The organism is Enterococcus sp. 9E7_DIV0242 (genome assembly GCF_002140975.2).
Lineage (GTDB): Bacteria > Bacillota > Bacilli > Lactobacillales > Enterococcaceae > Enterococcus_L > Enterococcus_L clewellii.
This window is the reverse complement of record NZ_CP147247.1, coordinates 3,581,925-3,602,547: the sequence shown is the minus strand read 5'-3', so window position 1 is coordinate 3,602,547 and position 20,623 is coordinate 3,581,925. Positions and strand designations below refer to the sequence as shown.

The 20,623-nt window shown below is 39.9% G+C and carries 17 protein-coding genes; 6 read left to right on the top strand and 11 right to left on the bottom strand.

All coding sequences use genetic code 11. The annotated features are described in order from the left end of the window. Nucleotides 1-31: 31 nt before the first annotated feature. The gene (locus tag A5888_RS16945) at nucleotides 32-1,306 is read right to left on the bottom strand and encodes an ABC transporter substrate-binding protein (RefSeq protein WP_086350682.1); all 1,275 of its coding nucleotides are present in this window, start codon (nucleotides 1,304-1,306) and stop codon (nucleotides 32-34) included. Nucleotides 1,307-1,334: 28 nt separating this feature from the next. After that, nucleotides 1,335-2,750 carry an alpha-N-arabinofuranosidase gene (locus tag A5888_RS16940; protein ID WP_086350790.1) on the bottom strand — a complete coding sequence of 472 codons (1,416 nt, stop codon included), beginning with the start codon at nucleotides 2,748-2,750 and terminating at the stop codon, nucleotides 1,335-1,337. A gap of 284 nt (nucleotides 2,751-3,034) precedes the next feature. Here A5888_RS16940 and A5888_RS16935 point away from each other — a divergent pair, with 284 nt between their 5' ends. Continuing rightward, the gene (locus tag A5888_RS16935) at nucleotides 3,035-3,925 is read left to right on the top strand and encodes an ArsR/SmtB family transcription factor (RefSeq protein WP_086350681.1); all 891 of its coding nucleotides are present in this window, start codon (nucleotides 3,035-3,037) and stop codon (nucleotides 3,923-3,925) included. A 467-nt stretch (nucleotides 3,926-4,392) separates the two neighbouring features. On the opposite strand, the gene A5888_RS16930 is transcribed toward A5888_RS16935, so the two are convergent. The 9 genes from A5888_RS16930 to A5888_RS16890 form a co-directional block, all read right to left on the bottom strand. Next, nucleotides 4,393-5,472 (bottom strand): GntR family transcriptional regulator, encoded by a 1,080-nt coding sequence (locus tag A5888_RS16930; protein WP_086350680.1) that lies wholly within the window; start codon nucleotides 5,470-5,472, stop codon nucleotides 4,393-4,395. A 146-nt stretch (nucleotides 5,473-5,618) separates the two neighbouring features. Further along, entirely contained in the window at nucleotides 5,619-6,008 is a 390-nt protein-coding gene (locus tag A5888_RS16925) for a DUF805 domain-containing protein (protein WP_086350679.1), read from the bottom strand. A gap of 189 nt (nucleotides 6,009-6,197) precedes the next feature. Continuing rightward, nucleotides 6,198-7,049, bottom strand: a complete 852-nt coding sequence (locus A5888_RS16920; protein ID WP_086350678.1) for a PRD domain-containing protein — start codon at nucleotides 7,047-7,049, stop codon at nucleotides 6,198-6,200. A 10-nt stretch (nucleotides 7,050-7,059) separates the two neighbouring features. Then, nucleotides 7,060-8,514, bottom strand: a complete 1,455-nt coding sequence (locus A5888_RS16915) for a glycoside hydrolase family 1 protein (RefSeq protein WP_086350677.1) — start codon at nucleotides 8,512-8,514, stop codon at nucleotides 7,060-7,062. Then, nucleotides 8,501-10,345 (bottom strand): beta-glucoside-specific PTS transporter subunit IIABC, encoded by a 1,845-nt coding sequence (locus A5888_RS16910; protein ID WP_086350676.1) that lies wholly within the window; start codon nucleotides 10,343-10,345, stop codon nucleotides 8,501-8,503. The genes A5888_RS16915 and A5888_RS16910 overlap by 14 nt, the downstream gene beginning before the upstream one ends. A gap of 360 nt (nucleotides 10,346-10,705) precedes the next feature. Then, the gene (locus tag A5888_RS16905) at nucleotides 10,706-12,226 is read right to left on the bottom strand and encodes an AbgT family transporter (protein WP_170924880.1); all 1,521 of its coding nucleotides are present in this window, start codon (nucleotides 12,224-12,226) and stop codon (nucleotides 10,706-10,708) included. A gap of 217 nt (nucleotides 12,227-12,443) precedes the next feature. Beyond that, nucleotides 12,444-13,568, bottom strand: coding sequence for a sensor histidine kinase (locus A5888_RS16900; protein ID WP_086350674.1), 1,125 nt, complete (start codon nucleotides 13,566-13,568; stop codon nucleotides 12,444-12,446). Next, the gene (locus A5888_RS16895) at nucleotides 13,569-14,219 is read right to left on the bottom strand and encodes a response regulator transcription factor (protein WP_086350673.1); all 651 of its coding nucleotides are present in this window, start codon (nucleotides 14,217-14,219) and stop codon (nucleotides 13,569-13,571) included. It lies immediately after the preceding gene. Nucleotides 14,220-14,238: 19 nt separating this feature from the next. Then, nucleotides 14,239-14,850 carry a hypothetical protein gene (locus A5888_RS16890; protein WP_086350672.1) on the bottom strand — a complete coding sequence of 204 codons (612 nt, stop codon included), beginning with the start codon at nucleotides 14,848-14,850 and terminating at the stop codon, nucleotides 14,239-14,241. 481 nt (nucleotides 14,851-15,331) lie between these two features. On the opposite strand from A5888_RS16890, the gene A5888_RS16885 reads away from it, so the two are divergent. The 5 genes from A5888_RS16885 (at nucleotide 15,332) to A5888_RS16865 (ending at nucleotide 20,564) form a co-directional block, all read left to right on the top strand. Beyond that, a complete protein-coding gene (locus A5888_RS16885; RefSeq protein ID WP_086350671.1) occupies nucleotides 15,332-16,309 on the top strand; it encodes an ArsR/SmtB family transcription factor in 978 nt (325 codons plus the stop codon). A 78-nt stretch (nucleotides 16,310-16,387) separates the two neighbouring features. Then, entirely contained in the window at nucleotides 16,388-17,185 is a 798-nt protein-coding gene (locus A5888_RS16880) for an ABC transporter permease (protein ID WP_249274549.1), read from the top strand. Between the two features lie 10 nt (nucleotides 17,186-17,195). After that, the gene (locus A5888_RS16875; protein ID WP_086350670.1) at nucleotides 17,196-18,173 is read left to right on the top strand and encodes an ABC transporter ATP-binding protein; all 978 of its coding nucleotides are present in this window, start codon (nucleotides 17,196-17,198) and stop codon (nucleotides 18,171-18,173) included. Further along, the gene (locus A5888_RS16870; protein WP_086350669.1) at nucleotides 18,170-18,970 is read left to right on the top strand and encodes a hypothetical protein; all 801 of its coding nucleotides are present in this window, start codon (nucleotides 18,170-18,172) and stop codon (nucleotides 18,968-18,970) included. The genes A5888_RS16875 and A5888_RS16870 overlap by 4 nt, the downstream gene beginning before the upstream one ends. 142 nt (nucleotides 18,971-19,112) lie before the next feature. Continuing rightward, a complete protein-coding gene (locus A5888_RS16865) occupies nucleotides 19,113-20,564 on the top strand; it encodes a helix-turn-helix domain-containing protein (RefSeq protein ID WP_086350668.1) in 1,452 nt (483 codons plus the stop codon). Nucleotides 20,565-20,623 lie beyond the last annotated feature (59 nt).

The window sequence follows — 20,623 nt, the reverse complement described above, 5'->3', positions numbered from 1 at the left end:
TCTCATTATTTAACGGGACAAAGCATAAAGCTTATTGACTCAACAAGTCATTGATTGCTTTGTCAGCATCCTTCATCAATTTTTCCGGATCATCGCCTGCCAATAATTTTTCAATCAACGGGTTGATGATGTCATTATTAATAGCCGCAATTTTTGCGAAGCCCGGTAAGAATGGTTCTGCATAGTCCATTTGTTTTGAAAGTTCAGAAACGATTTCGTTATTCTTCACTTCATCATCTTCTGCTACAGAGTTTAGATAGGCAGGGAAGCCATTTTCCACACTCCATTTTTTACCAATTTCAGTCGTATTCCAGTATTTCAGGAACTCATAAATTGCTTCCTTCTTATTGCTGTCTGTACTTGCAGGGATCGCATAACCTACACCGTCAAGGATTGCTGATTTTTCACCATCCTCTGTTGCTTGAGGTAGGGTCGTCACACTGTAATTGATTTCATTGGCTTTCAATCCATTGTTCAGCCAAGGGCCATTCAGCTCGATTGCTAATTGTCCGGCATTCATCAAGTTATCCATTTCAGCTCCGGAAATAGATTCCGGTCCAGTTTTGTCGACATGAATCATTTTTTGAATCGCTTTTAAGGTTGCTAAATTTTCAGGAGAATCAAACTCTGATTTTGTATAATCATCACTAACTAGCTTTCCACCATTCGCAAGCATCCAGTTATATAGAGGTGCAGTACCATCCTTATTAAAAACAAAGCCTGATACATTCGCACCGCTGTCTGTCAGCTTCGGAGCCATCTCTGTCAACTGTTCCCATGTTCTTGGCGGCTCTGCCGTGTCCAGTCCGGCTTTTTCAAATAAATCCTTGTTCCAATACATGTACATCCCCTGTACCTGCATCGGGATAAAGTATTGTTGTTCATTGACTACACCTAAATCGACCGCCGTTTCGGTGAAGTCTGATTTATCTACTCCGTCATATTTCCAAAAATCATCCAATGTTTGGACTGCGCCATTTTCTACATATTGGGCAAAATCCGCATAATTCAATGCAATGAAATCCGGTGCTGTTTTAGATGAGATTGCCGGCGGCAGTTTTTCATTCAAGTTTGCCCAAGTCATCACATCCATTTCAACTGTGATATTCTTATCGTTGCTCTTATTGAAATCATCTACGATATCTTGCAATATTTCACCATCCGAAGCAGTAAAACCGTTCCAGAAAGTCAACGTGACTGCATCTCCTGAATCACCTTCGGAAGCTGATTTACCTCCCCCGCACGCTGCCAGTAGTCCTGCTGAGGCAAGTGCCATTGACCCTAATAAAAGTTTTTTAAATCTCATTTGGAAATCCCCCTTGAATTTTCTTGTTTTATTTCAGTGTGCATCTGATCATATTCCAAGACAACGGTTGCAATTGACAGGTGATACCAGCAGCATTCATTGTATATTCCTCTGAAGGAACAGGCTTGATACGCCCATCCTGCTCAGTGTTTACCTCTTTGATTTCAAATCCGCTTAGCTGAGAAAATTCTGCGACTGCTTCAATAGCCAGATCACCGAAACCGATTTCAAAATCCAGCGCTTCACGTCCTCGATTGACAGCAAAAATGACTAATTCATTTTCTTCTTCATTCAATACAGCAATCGATTCAAGATAAGGAACCTTTTCAAAATCCTTGGTCGCATAGGTCTCCGATTCGATCAACGGTTGTAGAACCGTTCCCCTACCATAGTTTGATACCTGCATGAACGGATAGAAAATAGTCTGCTTCCACGCTTCCCCTTCGGGATTGGTCATGATCGGTGCAATGACATTGACCAACTGTGCCAAACAAGCAATCTTCACTCGGTCGCTATGCTTTAGCAACGTGATCAACAGACATCCCAGTAAAAGAGCATCCTCAAAATTGTAATGATCTTCAAGTAGTGGTGGTGCGATTTGCCAAGGCTTAACTTTCTCATCATGCGCATTGCTGTGATACCAAATGTTCCATTCATCAAATGAAAGATTTATCTGCTTTTTACTATGCTTTTTCGCCTTTATCGCATCGCACATAGCCGTGACACCTGTGATAAATTCATCCATATCCAATGAACGCGCAAGATAGTTTTCAAGATCGTCTTCTTGGTTTCCATAGTATTGATGCAATGAGAGATAATCGACATAGTCATAAGTATGCTCTAAAACTTCCAGTTCCCACTCACCAAATGTCGGCATGTGACTATGGGAGCTACCGCAAACAACCAACTCAATCGAATCATCGACCAGCTTCATGGCTTTAGCTGTCTCAGCTGCCAGCCGTCCGTATTCTTCCGCTGTTTTATGACCAATTTGCCAAGGACCATCCATTTCATTGCCAAGACACCAGGTCTTGATGTTCAACGGTTCGTTCAATCCATTTTCTTTTCTCAGGTCGCTCCAATAGCTTTCTCCATTATAATTGCAGTATTCCACTAAATTTCTTGCAGCATCGATTCCCCGAGTTCCCAGATTGACCGCCATATTGATTTCTGTGTCCGCTTTTTTGGCCCATTCATAGAATTCGTGCAGGCCCACCTCATTTGTCTCGGTCGTTCGCCAAGCTAAATCCAAGCGTTTTGGTCGTTCACTTACAGGTCCAACGCCATCCTCCCAGTTATACCCAGATAAAAAATTTCCGCCGGGATAACGTACTAACGGCACATTCAATTCCTTTACCAGTTCTAAAACGTCTTTTCTAAAACCATTTTCATCTGCTGACGGGTGATTCGGTTGATAGATCCCCTCATAAACCGCTCGACCCATATGCTCAATAAATGAACCATATAGTCTAGGATCTACTTCAGAAATAGAAAAATGCTTATTAATCGACAACTTAGCTTTCAAAACCAGCCCTCCTTTAATATTTACCTAAATAATAAATCATATTGCAAACGCTGTCAATAATATTTATATTAAATAACTAAAATTATTTGCATTTATAATTAACGTTTTTATTAATTATAGTTTGACTAACAGAATATCATTTTATATAATTAACATATATGCTAAGATATAGAGATAGAAGTTAAAGGTCGTGAGGTGACATTATGCAATTAGAAGTCAACGAAGAATCCTTACCTGTATACGAAGCGTTAGCTAGTAAAGTAAGGATCAATATTATTCAACTGCTGTCAAAAAATAAAATGAGCGTCAAAGAATTAGCAACTGCTCTTGGATTAAGCAGTGCAATCATTACTATGCACATCAAAAAATTAGAGGAAGCCAATATCATCAAAACTGAAAAAGTTGGGCAAAAGAAAATTTCCAGTCTACGAGTAGATAAAATCGATATCAACTTTCCGGAAAAAATATTCAATGCTTTTGACTTTAAGGAAACCTTTATTCCTGTGGGTCATTATACAAATTACTTGATTGAACCAACCTGTGGGCTGGCAACAATCAATGAGTTTATTGGCGATGTTGATGAACCAAAATACTTTATGGATGCCAGAAGAATGGATGCACGAATCCTCTGGTTCACGCAGGGCTTTGTGGAATACCAGACCCCAAATTTTCTTTCTGAAAATGAAAAATTGGAAATGCTGGAAATTTCAATGGAAATCTCTTCTGAATTCCCCTTTGCCAACGATAACTGGCCCTCTGACATCACATTTACATTGAATGGGGTGGAATTAGGGACTTGGACAAGCCCGGGAGATTTTGCCGATATCCGAGGTAAATATACACCGGATTGGTATCCCGATAATCTAAATCAATACGGACTACTGAAAACGATCCGCATCACGAAGCATCTGACAAACATGGACGGTGTTTCTCTTTCTGATATCACCATCGCAGATATCCCAAGCAACGAAGACACGTGGCATCTACGTATGGAAGTCAAAGAAGACGCCAAAAACGTCGGCGGCTGCACCCTATTCGGACGCGGCTTCGGAAACTACGACCAAGACATCAAGATCAAAGTTTTTTATAGCTAGAAAAGCTTCACGAGCTTGCCCAGCTCCCGAACAATAAGACAAAACTGGCACATGGTGCTCTTTACCATGAGACATGTTTTATCTTATTGTTGAGAGGAGCTAGCTCGTGAAGCTAGACATCCAGAAAAGTTGTTCAAATTCGAAAAGCAGAACAGACCGTTCAACTTTCAAGCAATAAGACCACTTGGCTCAATGGTGTTCTTTACCAGTGCAGACAAGGGGGCTTATTGTCGAAGAAGTTGGGCTGTTCTGCTAGACAGCTAGAAAAGCTTCGAATTGACACATGGTGTTCTTTACCATGAGACAATTTGAACTTATTGTCGAAAGGAGCTAGTTTGAACAACTAGACAACTCGAAAAGCAGAAATGACCGTTCAACTTTCAAGCGAACAAAAGGACAGAAGCAATTGGATTTGCTTCTGTCCTTCTATATTTCCCAGTTATCGCTAAAAAGCGCCACTCCTCTTTTCAAAGTTTCTTTGTCGACTGTCTTTCGATCACTTCTGGCTCATAAAGAATATTCTCACCAAAAATTTTCTTATCAATCGCTCGAATCATCCATTGCGCAGCATCTCGACCTAATTGTTCCTTTGGATGGCTGATGGTCGTTAATGGGATTTCACCCGCTGTACTCAGATAGGAATCATCCTGTCCAATAATCGAAAAATCCTCCGGTACCTGTTTACCAGAAGCAGATAGGTATTGTGCGAGAGAATTGGCGATTTCATCATTGTAACAGACAATTCCTTGGATCGTATTGTCCTTTTCTAAGAGCTTTTTAGCAATCCGTGTAACAACTTGCTCCTTTTCCTCTGTTGTATACGTAAAAATATTTGCTGAATCAAACATCCGCTTTTTCTTTTCAAAGGCTTCGATGAACCCTTTCATCCTTAGCTTGCCTTGCAAATCATCGATTTTTACAATCAGTGCAAGCTCTTCCAGCCCTTGTTCCAGCATGAAATTGGTCGCAGTAAAACCAGCTTTGACATCGTCCAGACTAATATAAGGAATGTCCAGCTCCTCGTAGTGAGAATTGATCATCACTACAGGTACGCCAGACTCTTTCAAAGACAGGTAGTAGGATAAATTCGGATTGTATTGATTGCTTCTAGTCGGCTCAACGATCAATCCATCTACCTGTTGAGCAATCATGCTTTCCAGGCATTTTCGTTCCTGCTGTGGATCGTTTCCAGTACTTGCCAGTAACAAGGAATAGCCGCTTTCTCGAAGAGTCTCCTCAATGCCGCGTATAATGGACGGAAAAATATAATCGGAAAGATAGGTCGTTATTACACCAATCGTTTTTGTCCGTTTCTCCGAAGCCTCTCTTGTCATAAAACGATCATCCACATATGTACCTGATCCCTTTTCCTTACGAAGGAAGCCTTCATTCGCCAACAAAGCAATCGCCTGGCGAATCGTGTGGCGGCTGACTTGGCAGATTTCCTGCAGCTTCAGCTCCGGTGGTATAACAGAGCCTACTGGGTATTCTCCATTTAAAATCTTCGTGCGAATCTCATCCGCAATTTGTTGGTATTTGGCTGCCATTTTTTTCCTCCACAAAAATTTGTACGGTCATCTTTTATAATAGGACTTTTTCTCGAAGGAAGCAAGCGTGTATTTTTTGACGCCGAAAATAACCTGCCTCCTTATAAAAAAGGAAGCAGGTCAATGTTGGTTTTAATAAATTCAATTTAAGACAGCTCTGATTGATTCACAGACCAACGAGAATAAGATTTGCTTGGCAATACCATGAAAACAAACATGATGATTGGTCCAAATAATGGGATAAGATAAACTAACACCCACCAGTTACTACGATTCGTATCATGCAGACGACGCGCACGCACGGTAAAATTCGCCAGCCAAATTGCGAAGGTCAGCCCCATAAAGATAAAGGCGTAGATATTCAGCTTGATAAATTCCTGAGTCTCAAAATTATAATACTGAGAAATATTCGTGATCATACCATAGATGAATAATACAAGATAGTTCAGCACTTGAGGCCACCAATATTGCCCTCTAGTTGCTCTTGCATCCATTACCGTTATGTTACTCCAATATTCTTTATATGCTTCTATCATTCTAATCTCCTCCTCACAACTAAAGTATGCTTAAAGTTGTGAAAAGAAGCAATTGATACGCTTAGCTGAGCCTCATTTTATTCTTTTTATCAAATGGCTCTGCTCTACCAACCTACCACCTAATTTTTAATCAGGAGGACTCAAAATTTAATGGATAAACTTAAATACCCTAGTCACATATTTAATCTATTATTTCTCATCGATTTTTTTGTTACACATTAGTCGATTGATATGAACAGTCAAATATGCAATCTCCTCTTTGGTAATCTTCTCAGTGTTCAACAGCTCCACATAATCCTTGACATTAAAAGCAACGGTTAGTGCTTTGGGATATAGCTGTGCAATTTGTTCAAATAGGCCTGCATCGTTTTCTGTAATCATTTTCCCTTCAAAATATCTCTCTGCAAAAAATTTGAGGTGTGTAATAAAACGTTGATAATGTACATCTTCACGATCAAAATTTATTCCAAGCTCATATTTAACGATATCCGATATTCCACCTACTAGCTTGGCATACTCCATCCCTTTACTTGTAGATGAGCCGACATTTTGAGCATTGATGACATGAAAAGCGATATTGGCTGCCTCTTCTGGAGGCAATACCTGACCTAACTCTCGCTTCAACAGTTTCAACGCAAACTCACCAACTGAAAATTCCATCGGGTAATAGTTTTTGATTTCCCAATATACTCGGTTTAGGATATTCAACCCGTTCTTTTGTCTTTCAACGGCAAAGTTCAAATGGTCACTCAAGGTAAAGAATACACTTGTATTAAGCGTTGTTCCCAATACTTCTTCGGCTTTCTTTATAATTTGCTGAGCAATATCAAAATAAACAGCTGGTATAGAATCAAACAGACGCAGGTATTCTTGCATTTGTAAATTGTCTACAGGAATAAAGACACGATTCACATCTTCATCAGCAACAGCCTGCCCCAATTCTCTACTATAGCCAATTCCTTTTCCAAAAAATACAAACTCTTGCTGATCATCATCCACCGCTAGAATGGTATTAGGGTTCAGGATTTTTTTGATAATCATAGTCACCCTCCTATTCCAAGACTTCACCATTGCTACTAATGACGTTTTTATACCAGAAAAATGATTCTTTCCTTACTCTCTCCAAGGTGCCTTCTCCCAGATCGTCTTGATCAACATAAATATAACCATATCGTTTACTCATCTGTGAAGTAGAAACACTGATTGAATCAATAGGTGCCCAGCTAGTATAGCCAAATAAATCCACTCCTAATTCAACCGCCTCCACCATCTCCTTGATATGCTTTCTTAAATAATCAATTCTATAAGTATCATGGATCTCTCCGTCAGACGTACATTCATCCTTCGCGCCCATACCATTTTCCACAATGATCAAAGGAACATTGTAGCGGTCCTGCAACTCTAATAAGGATATTTTTAACCCAACTGAATCGATTTGCCAGCCCCATTCAGTTGACGGAAGATAAGGGTTTTTCACCCCCATTATCGTGTTTCCTGCCGTTTGCTCTCTATTGGAATCAGCAGATTCTGTACGTGACATATAGTAGCTAAAGGCTAGATAATCTGCCGTATTTTCTTCCAAAATCTGATCATCTATAGCAGTTTTAATGATTTTGATGCCCTTATTCCTTAACTGTTGCTCATACAGTTGAGGATATTTCCCAAATATTTGAATATCGGCGTGTGCATAATTGTTCAAATTACTCTCTAGTGCCAGCAACACATCTTCTGGTTTACAGGTTGTTGGGTAGGTGGTCAATTTGGTTAACATACAGCCCATTTGACTCCCCGGAATTATTTCATGGCACCGTTTTGTTGCCAAAGCTGCCGCAACATATTGATGATGCAACGCTTGATAAACAGCCTCCTCTAAAGAATAGTCGATACATTGATCTTCAACGATTCCTGCTGTTATAAAGGGATGGCGACCTACACTGTCGATTTCATTGAAAGTCAGCCAATATTTTACATAGCTGCCGAATTCCTTAAAGCAGACTTCCGCATACTTTACAAAAAGATCCACTAGCTTTCTCTCTACCCAACCATTGTATTTTTCAGATAAGGCCAATGGCATTTCATAATGTGATAGGGTAACAATTGGTTCGATATTATTTTTCTTCAGCTCTTCAAATACATTTCTATAAAATTCAATACCAGCAGCGTTCGCTTGCTCTTCTTCTCCTGTTGGAAATAACCGAGTCCAGGCAATCGAAATTCTTAAAGCCTTAAAACCCATTTCAGCAAATAACTGAATATCCTCTTGATACCTGTGATAGAAATCGATCCCTCGGCGTTTCGGATACCATTTTGTTTCCGGATCATTTTTTGCATCAGCAATCATTTCACTCGTTATAGTGTTATGTGCCTTGTAATCTTTTACATCTATACTTGGCTTGAAAACTGCCACATCTGCTACTGACATTCCCTTGTCATCACTATTCCAAGCACCTTCGACCTGATTAGCCGAAATAGCGCCTCCCCATAAAAAATCTTTACGCAAGTGCATGTTCACCCATCCCTTCGATCACAAATAATTGTTCTTCTTTCGTTACTTGCTCACCGGCAGCTATAGTCAGCTTTATATTTTTCGGATTTGTTATAACAATCATTGTGGTTGGATCAAACCCTAATTTCTTGATTTCTTCAAGATCAAATGCTACCAGCCGTTCACCTTGCGTCACGCGCTGCCCCTCTGTCACAAAGCTTTCAAAATGTTTCCCCTCAAGATTTACTGTGTCAAGACCAATATGGAACAAAATCTCAACACCATCATCCGTCTCCATCCCAAGCGCATGCTTGGTATTATAAACCATCTTGATTGTTCCATTAACCGGAGCATAAAGCTCGCCCTTTTCGGGAATAACGGCAATACCGTCGCCCAGCATCTTACTTGAAAATACAGCATCATTCACTTTTGACAGCGAAATCACTTGCCCTTCAACCGGAGATTTAAAAATCACTTCATTTTTATCAACGACTTTTTCAGCGTCTTCACTAACGGGCTCTTTCCATAGTACAAAAACTGCTAAGAAAGAGGAAATGAATGATACGATCAAACCGATTACAGCATACATCAAATTATTCGGCAGTGTATCTGAAATGAACATTGATAAGCTAGCTATTCCAGGCCCTACAGCCACATACGCTTCTACACTTAAAATCCCCAATGTTGCACCGCCTATAAGACTACCAAACATTACGCCATATAAAACACGCTTGTGCAATATGGTAACACCATATAAAGCAGGCTCTGTTATTCCAAATAAAGCAGAGATACCCGCAGAAACAGCTGTTGCTTTCAAGCCTTTATCTTTTGTTCGAATAGTAACTGCAAAGCATGCTCCTGCTTCAGCAATGTTATGTGCCAAAGAGGCTGCATTATAAATTAGCTCTTTTCCAGTTTCTCCTAAAGAGGTGATTACATATGGAATCATCGCTTTGTGCATTCCTGTTACAACCATGAATGGTAAAAATGCCGCTAATAAAGCCACTGCAATCCAACCAAATCGAGTAAAGATAGCCATGATCAGACTAGCAAACCCTTGACCGAAAGTAAAACCGATAGGGCCAAGAACTAACAAAGTCAAAGGTACAACGACCAGTAAAGACATCATCGGAACAAAAAAGCTTCTGATTACTTTCGGACTAATTTTCGTAAAGAATTTTTCCAAAACAGAATAGCTAAGTACACAAAGAATGGCTGGAAACACTTGATACGCATAGTTGATATTTTGGATTGGTAGACCAACGAATGCTGTCCCTTCTGCCATCATCGCTGTTAACCCCGGAATAAGCAACCCTCCTACGGCAGAGACAGCAACTAAGCTATTGACCTTTAATTTATTGGCTGTTGTAATCGCCACAAGTAGTGGCAGGAAATAAAGCGGTGCATCCCCTACAAATGTCAAAATTTGATAGGTTGGTGTTGCTTTGTCTAAAATACCAATTAGATTTAACAGCATTAATAGTGACTTTAGAATCCCACCGCCGGCAATTGCAGGAATCAATGGCTGAAAGATGCTAATGACAAAATCCAAGACAACAGCTTTCCAATCTTGTTTTTTCTTAGGCCCGGTACTATTAACAGGAGCCGTCCCTGATAGCAACTTTTGCACCTCTTGATAAACCTCCACCACAGCACTACCAATGATGACTTGCGTCTGAGCAGTCCGTGTAAGTCCTAGAACACCCGGAATATTTTTAATTGCCTCTTCTTTCACTTTACTATCATCGACTAAAGTGAATCTCAATCTTGTCGAACAATGTTCCAAATGAGAGATATTTTCTGCGCCCCCAATGTTTTCTACAATTTCTTTTGCGACTCTTTTCTCATCCATTTTTTTCGCCTCCATTTTCTTAACAAAAAAAACCGAACTAAACCACTCTCTTATGAGAATGATTCAATTCGGTTATGCCTACTATTACGTAGTTACACGCCTGATATTTTGTTAAGAAGAGTGTAACTCATTTTTTTGAAAGCGTCAACAGTTTTTTTAACCATTCGCTTTAGGCTATTATAATTACTATTAAAACCTATAGCTACAACAAAACATTACACTCCAAGGCCTCAAATTTTCTGTGTTTTAGCAAAACCTTGAAACATAATACTGTGTATTTTCACAGCCTTTATACTGTTTTCCTAAACATCCGAATAATCAGTCGTACTTTTGCCATATCAATAATAAAATTTCTGTTTTTTATATCCCAAATGGCAATCCTGTCAGCATCCAACCGAGGAAGAAAATCGTCCACCCCACTAAAACACTGAGTGAGTAAGGGGTCATAATCGACATTAAATCACCAATTTCAAATTTCGGTGAATATTTCTTCGCCGCAATTAATACAACACCCATGTAAGTCATCAACGGCGTGATGATATTCGTCGATGAATCCGCCAAACGATACGCTGCTTGAATGACATCAGGCTTCAAACTGCCATTTGACGCACTGTCCAGCATCACGATAAAGATCGGTGCCAGCAACGTCCATTTCGCACTTGCTGAGCCCATAAACAGATTGATAAAAGCGGATAACAGGATAAAGAGCAAGATCAAAATAAAATCATTCTGAATGTTCAAGCTGATCAGTCCTTGCGCCCCATGATTCGCGATGAATTTATCCAAACCGGAATAAGAGAAAATCGCTAAGAAATTTCCGGCAAAAATTGCAAAGACCATAATGTACGCCATGTCCATCATTGCTTTTGTAGTGACCTGAATATATTCTTTGCCTGAAGTGATTGCTCCTACGGTCCGTCCGTAAGCGATTGATGGAAAAAGGAAAAGGCAAATCATGATAACGATGATATTATCCAGAATCGGATTGAAGGTTTTGATCGTTCCAGCTTCATCAATGACTGACTCATAGCTTTGTAGAATACCTGTAAAGTACATCACAGCAAAAACTACTAGTACCGCTACTAATGCGATCCCCGCAGCTTTCAATCCTCTGCGTTCTTTATCAGTCAGCTCACCAACCTCGATTGCATCCTCTTTTGGAATCACGATTTCATGATGTTGGGCACGTTTTTCAATGAATCGATTGGTTACGACTGTCAACAGGACAGTTAAAAAGAAGGTCGAAACAATCATGAAAACCAAGTTCATCGTGACTGCATTAAACTCAAATTTTTGCCCCATCGTCTCTTCCACAACGTTTTGTGTGATTGCTCCCAACAAGCCATCTCCGGGTGTTGGAATCAATGCCGCACCGAAGCCGGCAGATACCGACGCAAACGCTGCGCAAATCCCAATCAATGGATTTTTTCCCAGTCCTGCATAAAGTGCCCCAGCTAAAGGCACCAACACAACATACCCTGCATCAGAAGCAATCGATGAGTTGATCCCCACAAAAATAATAACCGGCAAAATGAATTTCTCCGGCGTGGAATGGCCCACTTTTTTGATGATGGTTCCCAACAAACCAATTTTTTCCGCAAAACCAAAACCGATCACTCCGACGATCACGATTCCCAGCGGCGGATACGATCGGAAGTTTTCAATGATGTTATACAATAGCCATCTGATCCCTTCAAAAGACAGCAGATTTTTTACTTCATAGGACGTTCCTTCCTGAACGCCTGCATACTCCCCTTGTGCAATAAAGCTGATAATGATGATAATGCCAATAAGAATAAGAAACAGTAAATTCGACTCCGGCAAGGCCGCACCAATCCGTTCAACTAACCCTTTTTTCATTTTTCGATTTGTATTTTTCATGAATAGCCTCCAATTAAAAGATAGAATCATTCTACCATAGTGATATATATCATACATTATATCTCTGAGAAAATTCTGTGAGTTATTTCTTAAAATTGTTATTTTATTAACACTTGGTTAGAAATTAGCCGTTGCTCTTTTCTATGAACAAGAAAAAAGCAGGTGTGTACAAAATTGCACACACCTGCTCCAGCTGACTAGCTGAACTTCTTTTTAGCTAAAAAATAATCCGCACAATGATTTTCTGTGCATCTGACTGAATAGTTATTTTCCCCTGATGAAGTGAGACAATCTCTCGACAAATTAGAAATCCTTGCCCTGATCCTTCGTACTCAGCTTGGGTCAGCTTTTTCCCACGATTCATTTTTCTCAATTGACTCTCTGGAATCTGTGTTCCCGGATTTGATATCTCCACTTCTTTTCCTGAGATTCGCAGCTGAACCTCCAGCTCCTCAGCTGCTCTAGAAGCATTATCCAGAAGATTATCAAATAGCCGCAATAGTAAGACACGATTGCCTTGAATCTCCGCTTCCTCAAAAATAGAAACATTTAACTGAGGATAGTTATGACTCAAACTATGGATCAGCTCACTCAATTGAAGCTTTTCCATTTGAAGCTCATCTTCGGTCAAATCTCCCATAATCAATAACTGCTCTATCACCTCTTGCAAATGCTGGGACTCTTGAAAAATCTCCTGACTCATCATCATTTTCTCTTCTTCCGTCGTTTTCATCCGCATTAAATATTCTGAATAGCCTGAAATAAGAGTTAGTGGTGTCCGCAACTCATGAGAAAGGTTTTGTATCGGTCGATAAATCTTTTTCATCTGCCAGTAAATGATCGTACTGAGAAACAGAGAAAAGAGTATGCCGAATAACAAACTATATATGACTCTCTGCCTTTGCTCCAAGTAAATGGATGAAGCATCTTTTATGAAAGACACTTCAAAATTTACCCCACCAATCGTTCTGTCTTTCTGACAAGCAAGGTAAACCGTCCTGGCTCGTCTCGTGATTGAAAACTGTTCTTTGTTTTGACTATACTCTATCAATGGATATTCCGGAATCGATGAAAACAATTCTTCGCCGTTATTCGTGATTTTAAAGTAAAACTGTTGTTGTTCATGAATGACAGGAATAAATTCTCTCGCAAGTCCGGAAGAAGGATCTTCCACAATCTGGTTAATCAGCTTCTGACTGTCATCTATCCATTGTCTAAATTGCCTTGCTTCCTTTCTCAATGACTGTTGGAAACTGTAACTGACAAAGAAAAATAACCCCGCGAATAACAAGCTTTGAAAAAGTATAACAACAAAGAAGAAATTCTTTTTCCATAGTTGCATTCATTCCACTTCCAATCTATAGCCCAGCTTAAAGACTGTTTTCAACTGTTGCTCCAGCTTTAATTTTTTTCTGAGTCTTTGGACGTGAACATCCACCGTTCGTTCATCGCCAAAATAATCAAAGCCCCACGCCAATTGCAGCAATTGTTCTCGTGTCAACGCCATGTTTTTATGACGAATAAACACTTCCAACAAACTGAACTCCTGCGGCTTTAAATCGACTTCTATCCCGGCTAACGCTACTTTATACGTTTGAAAATCCACACTCAAATCCTTCCATTTGAAAACATCCTCTTCAGAATCAAAACGTCGTAAAACCACTTGAACTCGTGCAATCAGCTCGTCCAAGGCAAAGGGCTTTACCATATAGTCTTCGGCTCCTGCATTGAGCCCCTTGACTCGGTCTTCAATCGCAGAACGAGCAGTCAGATAGATGACCGGGATTTCTTTGATATTTTTAATCAAAGAAAAGCCGTCAATATCCGGCAATTGGATATCTAAAATAATTAGATCAACCGCTTCTTTCTTTAAAACGGCAAGAGCTTCCATGCCATAATGAGCCTGGAAGCATTGATAACCGACAGCAGTCAAACTGCTATATATCAGCTGATTGATTTTCACTTCATCTTCAACGATCAAAATAGTTTTCATATGTTCTTTCCTTTACCTTCTATTTCGGATGATCAGATATCTCGAATAGTTTCCGATCGATCTCCACAATGATCTCAGGGGTCAAGTCTCGAATTTTCCCTTCCGGATCTACTCCATGTCTTACGCAAATTTCGATAATCGGCGTAGTAGAATCAATAGCATCAGATAGTGCTGCCACATCACCAGATAAAGTTTCCAAAGAATACGCATATTCTCCATTTGCACCAATAATAACTTCCCCATTTTCCTTTTGCTCATTTCTTGCCAAGATCGGCTGATCACCATTCTCATAAAATGAAGTCAACGCCATTAGATAGTTGGATTTTTCATTGTCAAGGTCTTTGATCTTGACCTCGTTAGCATCCTCTGCATATTTTTCTTCAAAGTCTGCCATAATCCTAGGATCATAATCTAAGTAGTCGATATAATATTCTTGAACAGACATCTTGTCGATCCGCTCAAATTCCTTCTGTGTTCTTGCTATTGCTTCTTCCTCAGTTTCTTGATTGTTTGATGCCGCCAGAATAGATTGCTCTGATAAATTTTGAGCAAGTGTGATACCACCGAAAAACAATCCACAAATCACAACAGTTGCCAATGTCAGCTTTTTCCAAAGCGCCATTTTTTTCATAATATTCTCCTCCTTTGATTTCAGCTACTCACTAACATATTCTTTCAATCGTTGAAGCTGTGGTAATGCCAATCCGCTTCCTGATACTCTAAGAATAACGAATAGTTATTGCCAAGTTGTGACCAATTAATTTTTTCAAGGAAATTACAGTATTTTTCTCTAGCTGCTTCACGTTGCTCCCACATCATCACCAAAAGGAGGCAGATGATTTTTTATCCTGAATCGAGTATATCATGTTGTCGAAAGCTGCTGAACGGGTCTCAAAAGAATTCCAGACTATTTACCCAAAAAGAAAAGTGACTCTTCTAGTCTTTCAGGATAATCAAACGATGCTTTCCTACTTTCCTAATGACCAAGATAGTAATGTCTTAAAAAATACTTTATACTCTTAATTGAATGGTTCCCGAAAAATAGACTTTATTCCACGGTACAAATTAGATAAATAGCATTGCATAGACACACTACAGGAGTGAACAGATCAATGAAAATAACAATCGAGCAATCCTTTATTTGTGAAGCAGCAATTGCTGCTTCCTATTTAGCACAAAAAAAGACAGACGAGCTTTTTGAGCTATTCTCTGAAGAAGTGATTCTTGACTGGTCCACTCGCTATGAAGCATTTCTGAATCAGCAGAACCAGATGTACTTCCCAATGCTTTTTCTTTGGGATTTTCTTAGTGAAGCACCTGATAAGAACGATTTGACGTCTTTTTTTGCCTCAATCAACAAACTCTCCACAATACAGCTGTTGAAAAAAATGCTGCCGGGATTGTCAAAGAAAGAAATCGAACAAGAACAATTCATTTTCGAAAAAGCCTACTCTGGATTTAAAAATGAGGCTGCCTTTAAAGTATTTTTACACGCACCAAGAGAGATGTTCCAAACAGCTGAACAGCTGCTGACAGAGATTTCTCAAAAAGCGTTTTTGAAAAGTATCACGATTCCAGCAGAAGAATTTCAAGCTGCTCAAACTTGGTTGACCACCCTCACAGAAAAATCGAGTTATATAGAGATGCTTCGAACGGTCACCGGTAAGCCTTTGCCTGATTTTCCAGAACCGAAAAGCGCAGTCCTAATTCCGACCAAGGCCTATCATATTCCAGTCATCGCTCATTCAGATGACTTTTCTAAACAGCTGCTGACCTTTCCAGTGTCCTTTGCCGGTCCGGAAGAAGTGAAAATTTCTCGTGCGCGAGCTGTCAAAACGTTAAAGGTGCTGGCTGATGAGACACGCTTGGAGTTGATCGAGCTACTACTTCAAAAAAGCTACTCTGGAAAAGACCTGGCCGAGCTTTTGGCTATACGTCCAGCTTCTATCTCCCATCATATCCAACAGCTAAGAGAAGCGGGCCTACTAATGGAATATCGTGAAGGCAACACCAAATTTTTTGGTATCAATAAACGGATTCTCCGCCAGACACAAGATTACTTGGAGAAAATGAAGATAAAAGAGCATTGACTTTCGACAGCTTAAATAATAAAATTAGACAAACATCTAATTAGATGTTTGTCTAATTTTATTAAAGAAGGTGTTTTTTTGTTTGCAATTATTCGTAGAAATTGGCAGATGTACCGCCGCTATTTCCCATTTACCTTATTTATCAATCGCATTTTAGGCTCTGCTTTTCAGCTGATCAGTATTTGGCTGATTGCCAATTTTCTGTTCAACAATCAGGTGAGCCCCAAAATGTCTGGCTATATGACCACCGATCATTATTTTACTTATGCAGCGATCGGCATCCTTTTTTATAACCTGGGCGTTGCAACCTTGATGAACGTCGGTCGAGCACTAATTACCGAAGTCCGTGAAGGAACCTTGATGAGTCTGCTGATCACCCCCTATAAAGTCTTTCAGTATTTTTCCGGTGTATTTTTAGAACAGCTATGGCGAACCCTTTTGGAATTTGCTGCACTGTTGGGAATCAGTCAACTGTTGGGTGCTGATTTTTCCGGTATCCGCCTGTGGGCTTGGCTAGCCGGTATTCTTTTTACAGTCTGGGTTTCCTTTGGTATGAGCATCTTTCTGGCCAATATCATGCTCCAATTGCGAGATACCTACATCAGTCAGAATACCTTATTCATCCTTATTTACCTTGTTTCAGGTATTACTTTTCCTAAAGAGCTACTCCCTAAATTTTTACAGCTGATTGGAGAGCTGCTGCCACTTACACAAGCATTAGAGGTCTTTCGAATCCTTTGCTTTCAGCCGGAAAGTTATACTCGTCTTCCTTATTTAATCACCATAGGGTTTAGCAGCTCACTCGTTTATTTATTTGCCGGACTTTACTGGTATAGAAAAACAGAACAGAAAATCATCAGCTACATTTTCGAATAGGAGTGAAATCATGTTAGAAGCAATCAATCTTTATAAATACTACACAACCAAGACACGCTTAGGACTTTTCAAAAGCGAAAAAATAACGAAGCAGGCAACAAATAATCTGTCACTAACTCTTCCACCTGGTAAAATCATTGGTGTTTTGGGTGAAAACGGCGCAGGAAAAACAACATTGATAAAAATGCTGACAACTTTGCTTCTACCTGACGAAGGAACGATTTTGCTGGATGGTACAGATATCAACAGCCAGCTAAAACAAACACGGCAACGAATCAACATGATAGCGGGAGGCGAACGGAATATTTACTGGCGTTTGAATGCTATTGAAAATTTACAATATTTTGGTTCCCTTTATGACCTATCAGCCGAGGAAATCGCTAAGCGATCTGAACAGCTATTGAAGCAGCTAGAGCTGTGGGAAAAACGCCATATCCCTGTTGAACAGTTTTCAAAAGGAATGAAGCAACGCCTACAAATTGCCAAAGGCCTAATCAACAACCCAGACTATCTTTTTTTAGACGAACCGACACTTGGTTTGGATGTACAAATTGCCAAGGAGCTGCGACAAACAATCAAACAATTGGCAAAGAAAGAAGGCAAAGGTATTTTACTGACGACCCATTATATGGCGGAAGCAGAAGAGCTGTGTGACTATATTTATATCATTGATGATGGCTCGATTTTACTATCCGGAACGAAAGAAGAACTCTTCTCCCAGCTGAACTTAACGAAACAGGTTGTTTTTCGTCTGCCGCTCATGGATGAAGAAGTTGTCGATAGCTATTTAACGACTTGGCCCGAACCCTTTGAATTAGCTCGGCAAAGTGATACTTTGGAAGTGCGCTTATTTACCAATCAGCCGGATCTCCGGAAAATCATCAATTTCTTTTCTGATAAAAACATAGACCTGCAACAAATAGAAATCGTCCATCCAACCTTGGAATCTGCCTTGTTGGCTTCAAAAGAAAGCAGGGTGGAACAATGAAAAATCTGAGCTTGTTCAAGACTGAACTCCGACGAACATTCCTGAATGACAGTATCAACAGTTTCTATCTTTTCTCTATGATTCTATGGCCTATCGTCTCTTTTATTCAATTGAGCTATAACTATCAGCTTTTCCCTATCGAATCGTTAAAAATTACCGGTATTCATTCTCAAAAAGAGCTATTGTATTTTGTTTTTATTGGCTACTGTGCATTGACATTCTTTCAAAATATCGTTCAAAGTGCGTGGCGACTGGGCTACGAACGGCAACAAGGAACACTCAGCCAAATTTTTATGACGCCGGTCAATAAGCTCAAATGGCTCTACAGCCGAACCTCCGCTATGCTTTTGGGCAACGCTTGGTTTTTCCTTCTGCTATTCATTTTCGGCAATCTCTGGTATACGGGACTATCGATCAAGGGGCTTTTAACAGTGTTGCTTTCAGCAGTTTTGATAAGTACCGGCGGACTGATTTGGGGCGCTTTTATCGTCAGTTTTTTTGTAATTTTGAGAGACGGGACGATTCTGTATGTGTTCTTAGAAGGACCGCAGGAAGCCTTTAGTGGTGTAAAGGTACCTCTAACTATTTCTCCGGTGATAGTTCGCTTTATTGGTTCCATTTTTCCACTCTCTTACACGATCCTCCTATTACGTAATCTACTGATTACCGGACAGAGTATTATCACTGAATCCATGTATTTCTTGGGCATCAATCTTTTTTTAGTCCTGGTAACGACTGTGACTTTGAAATACGGGGAACTTTATATGCGAAAAACGGGGAATTTTGATTTGTATTGATTGATTCCAAGATGATGACAGAGCAGGTCTGACCAGTCTTACTGATTTGCTCACATACAAGGTAGTCTTAACAGCTAATGATTGAGGGAATCTAATAAAAAACGTATAATTTGAGTAACTAAACCGAGAGGGGCAAACCCTGATGTACTCACTAGCCAAACGACTGATCACTGAAAAGGATATCCGCAGAAAGGTAGAGCTGCTGGAAAAGCTGGTCAACCATCCGCAACTGACAGCCAAACAACTCGCTGAACAAATTCAAACCACACAACGAACGGTTTTCAATGACATCCAAGGCCTCCGGATGGAACTGCCAGAAGGCTGGTCATTAGAAGCAGACGGCAATAATGGTCTTTCACTTTCTTCTACAGAGCATGCAACAACCAATGAGGTGTGGGAATCTTTCATGAAAGATTCAGTCAGCATTCAAATCGTCAGAGCATTGCTTTCTTCAAAAAACGTTGCAGTTCAGAATTTCCTCTTTGAGCAGGGAATCTCATTTGAGACATTGAAGCGGCATATTTCAAAACTAAATAAGGAGCTAAAGGATTTTCAATTGAAAATCAAGGTATCCTCGGCTGCTTTTCAATGGCTTGGTGAGGAATCGAGTATCCGAATTTTTTATCATCGGCTATTGCTGCCATTTACACATGACAATTTCTTTTTTGATGAATACCCCATCCATCAAGCAAACTACGCTTCTTTTTTACGACGACTCGATCGGACGATGCTAAAGGTCGACACAGAAGAAATATTCGGTACCTGTTGGTTCTTTATCAACACAATCCGCATAAAAACGGGTTGTCTGATAGAAAAGATGCCTTTTAAAGAAGAAGATGTACTTTTTCAGCTGTTCCATGAAGAGCTGAAAACCTTGTATTTCTCTGAAGGAATACAATTGACTCCAACAGAATCATTTTTTACTTTTTTCTCGTTCATGGAAAGCTGGAATTACAGTGTCCCACCAACAGATGAGCTGAGAGCACTCTTGACACAAAACTATGACGTTCTTTTTTCTACTTGCCAAGAGTTTATACAGCGGCTCAGCGCCAAACTGAACCAACCAGCGCTTAATACTGCATATTTGTTGGATAATCTTGTGCTTTTCTTGCTAAAATATTACGAATCCAGACGCTTGTCAGATAAATTTTTAATGGAGTACCAAGAATTATTTCCCTTCAGCCGCAAACGATTTCCGGAGCTTTATCAGTTAATTTACGATGAGATTGCATACTATGATTTGGCTTATCTGCCTCGTTCAAACTATGTGGTCAATACCGTTACATTATTGGTACAGGAAGCACGCTATCTTGTTCAACCACAACAGGTTACCGCTTATTTTCTATTTCAGGGAGAACCCGCATGGAAAAATTTTTTATTTCGAGAATTGCAAGATCTAACAGGAAATAGGGTCCATCTCAAAGCAATCAATTCAGATGAATTGGATAAGTCACAATTAGCAGCAAACGATTTGATTCTCTCCAACTACCCGTTGACTGGTAAATATGAACAAACAATCGTTTACATTTCTTCGATTCCTACTCAAAATGAGCTGCAGGAAATACGCGAGCTGGTTCAGCACTTTTATTTTTAGACTGGTTAGATGACCTTAACAATTGATAAAACAGCAGACGATGTTCGAATGTGAACACT

What these genes read in the sequence shown, in the direction of transcription:
- A5888_RS16945 (WP_086350682.1), bottom strand. Translation starts at nt 1,306, where the DNA reads ATGAGATTTAAAAAACTTTTATTAGGGTCAATGGCACTTGCCTCAGCA.
- A5888_RS16940 (WP_086350790.1), bottom strand. Translation starts at nt 2,750, where the DNA reads ATGGGTCGAGCGGTTTATGAGGGGATCTATCAACCGAATCACCCGTCA.
- A5888_RS16935 (WP_086350681.1), top strand. Translation starts at nt 3,035, where the DNA reads ATGCAATTAGAAGTCAACGAAGAATCCTTACCTGTATACGAAGCGTTA.
- A5888_RS16930 (WP_086350680.1), bottom strand. Translation starts at nt 5,472, where the DNA reads ATGGCAGCCAAATACCAACAAATTGCGGATGAGATTCGCACGAAGATT.
- A5888_RS16925 (WP_086350679.1), bottom strand. Translation starts at nt 6,008, where the DNA reads ATGATAGAAGCATATAAAGAATATTGGAGTAACATAACGGTAATGGAT.
- A5888_RS16920 (WP_086350678.1), bottom strand. Translation starts at nt 7,049, where the DNA reads ATGATTATCAAAAAAATCCTGAACCCTAATACCATTCTAGCGGTGGAT.
- A5888_RS16915 (WP_086350677.1), bottom strand. Translation starts at nt 8,514, where the DNA reads ATGCACTTGCGTAAAGATTTTTTATGGGGAGGCGCTATTTCGGCTAAT.
- A5888_RS16910 (WP_086350676.1), bottom strand. Translation starts at nt 10,345, where the DNA reads ATGGATGAGAAAAGAGTCGCAAAAGAAATTGTAGAAAACATTGGGGGC.
- A5888_RS16905 (WP_170924880.1), bottom strand. Translation starts at nt 12,226, where the DNA reads ATGAAAAATACAAATCGAAAAATGAAAAAAGGGTTAGTTGAACGGATT.
- A5888_RS16900 (WP_086350674.1), bottom strand. Translation starts at nt 13,568, where the DNA reads ATGCAACTATGGAAAAAGAATTTCTTCTTTGTTGTTATACTTTTTCAA.
- A5888_RS16895 (WP_086350673.1), bottom strand. Translation starts at nt 14,219, where the DNA reads ATGAAAACTATTTTGATCGTTGAAGATGAAGTGAAAATCAATCAGCTG.
- A5888_RS16890 (WP_086350672.1), bottom strand. Translation starts at nt 14,850, where the DNA reads ATGAAAAAAATGGCGCTTTGGAAAAAGCTGACATTGGCAACTGTTGTG.
- A5888_RS16885 (WP_086350671.1), top strand. Translation starts at nt 15,332, where the DNA reads ATGAAAATAACAATCGAGCAATCCTTTATTTGTGAAGCAGCAATTGCT.
- A5888_RS16875 (WP_086350670.1), top strand. Translation starts at nt 17,196, where the DNA reads ATGTTAGAAGCAATCAATCTTTATAAATACTACACAACCAAGACACGC.
- A5888_RS16870 (WP_086350669.1), top strand. Translation starts at nt 18,170, where the DNA reads ATGAAAAATCTGAGCTTGTTCAAGACTGAACTCCGACGAACATTCCTG.
- A5888_RS16865 (WP_086350668.1), top strand. Translation starts at nt 19,113, where the DNA reads ATGTACTCACTAGCCAAACGACTGATCACTGAAAAGGATATCCGCAGA.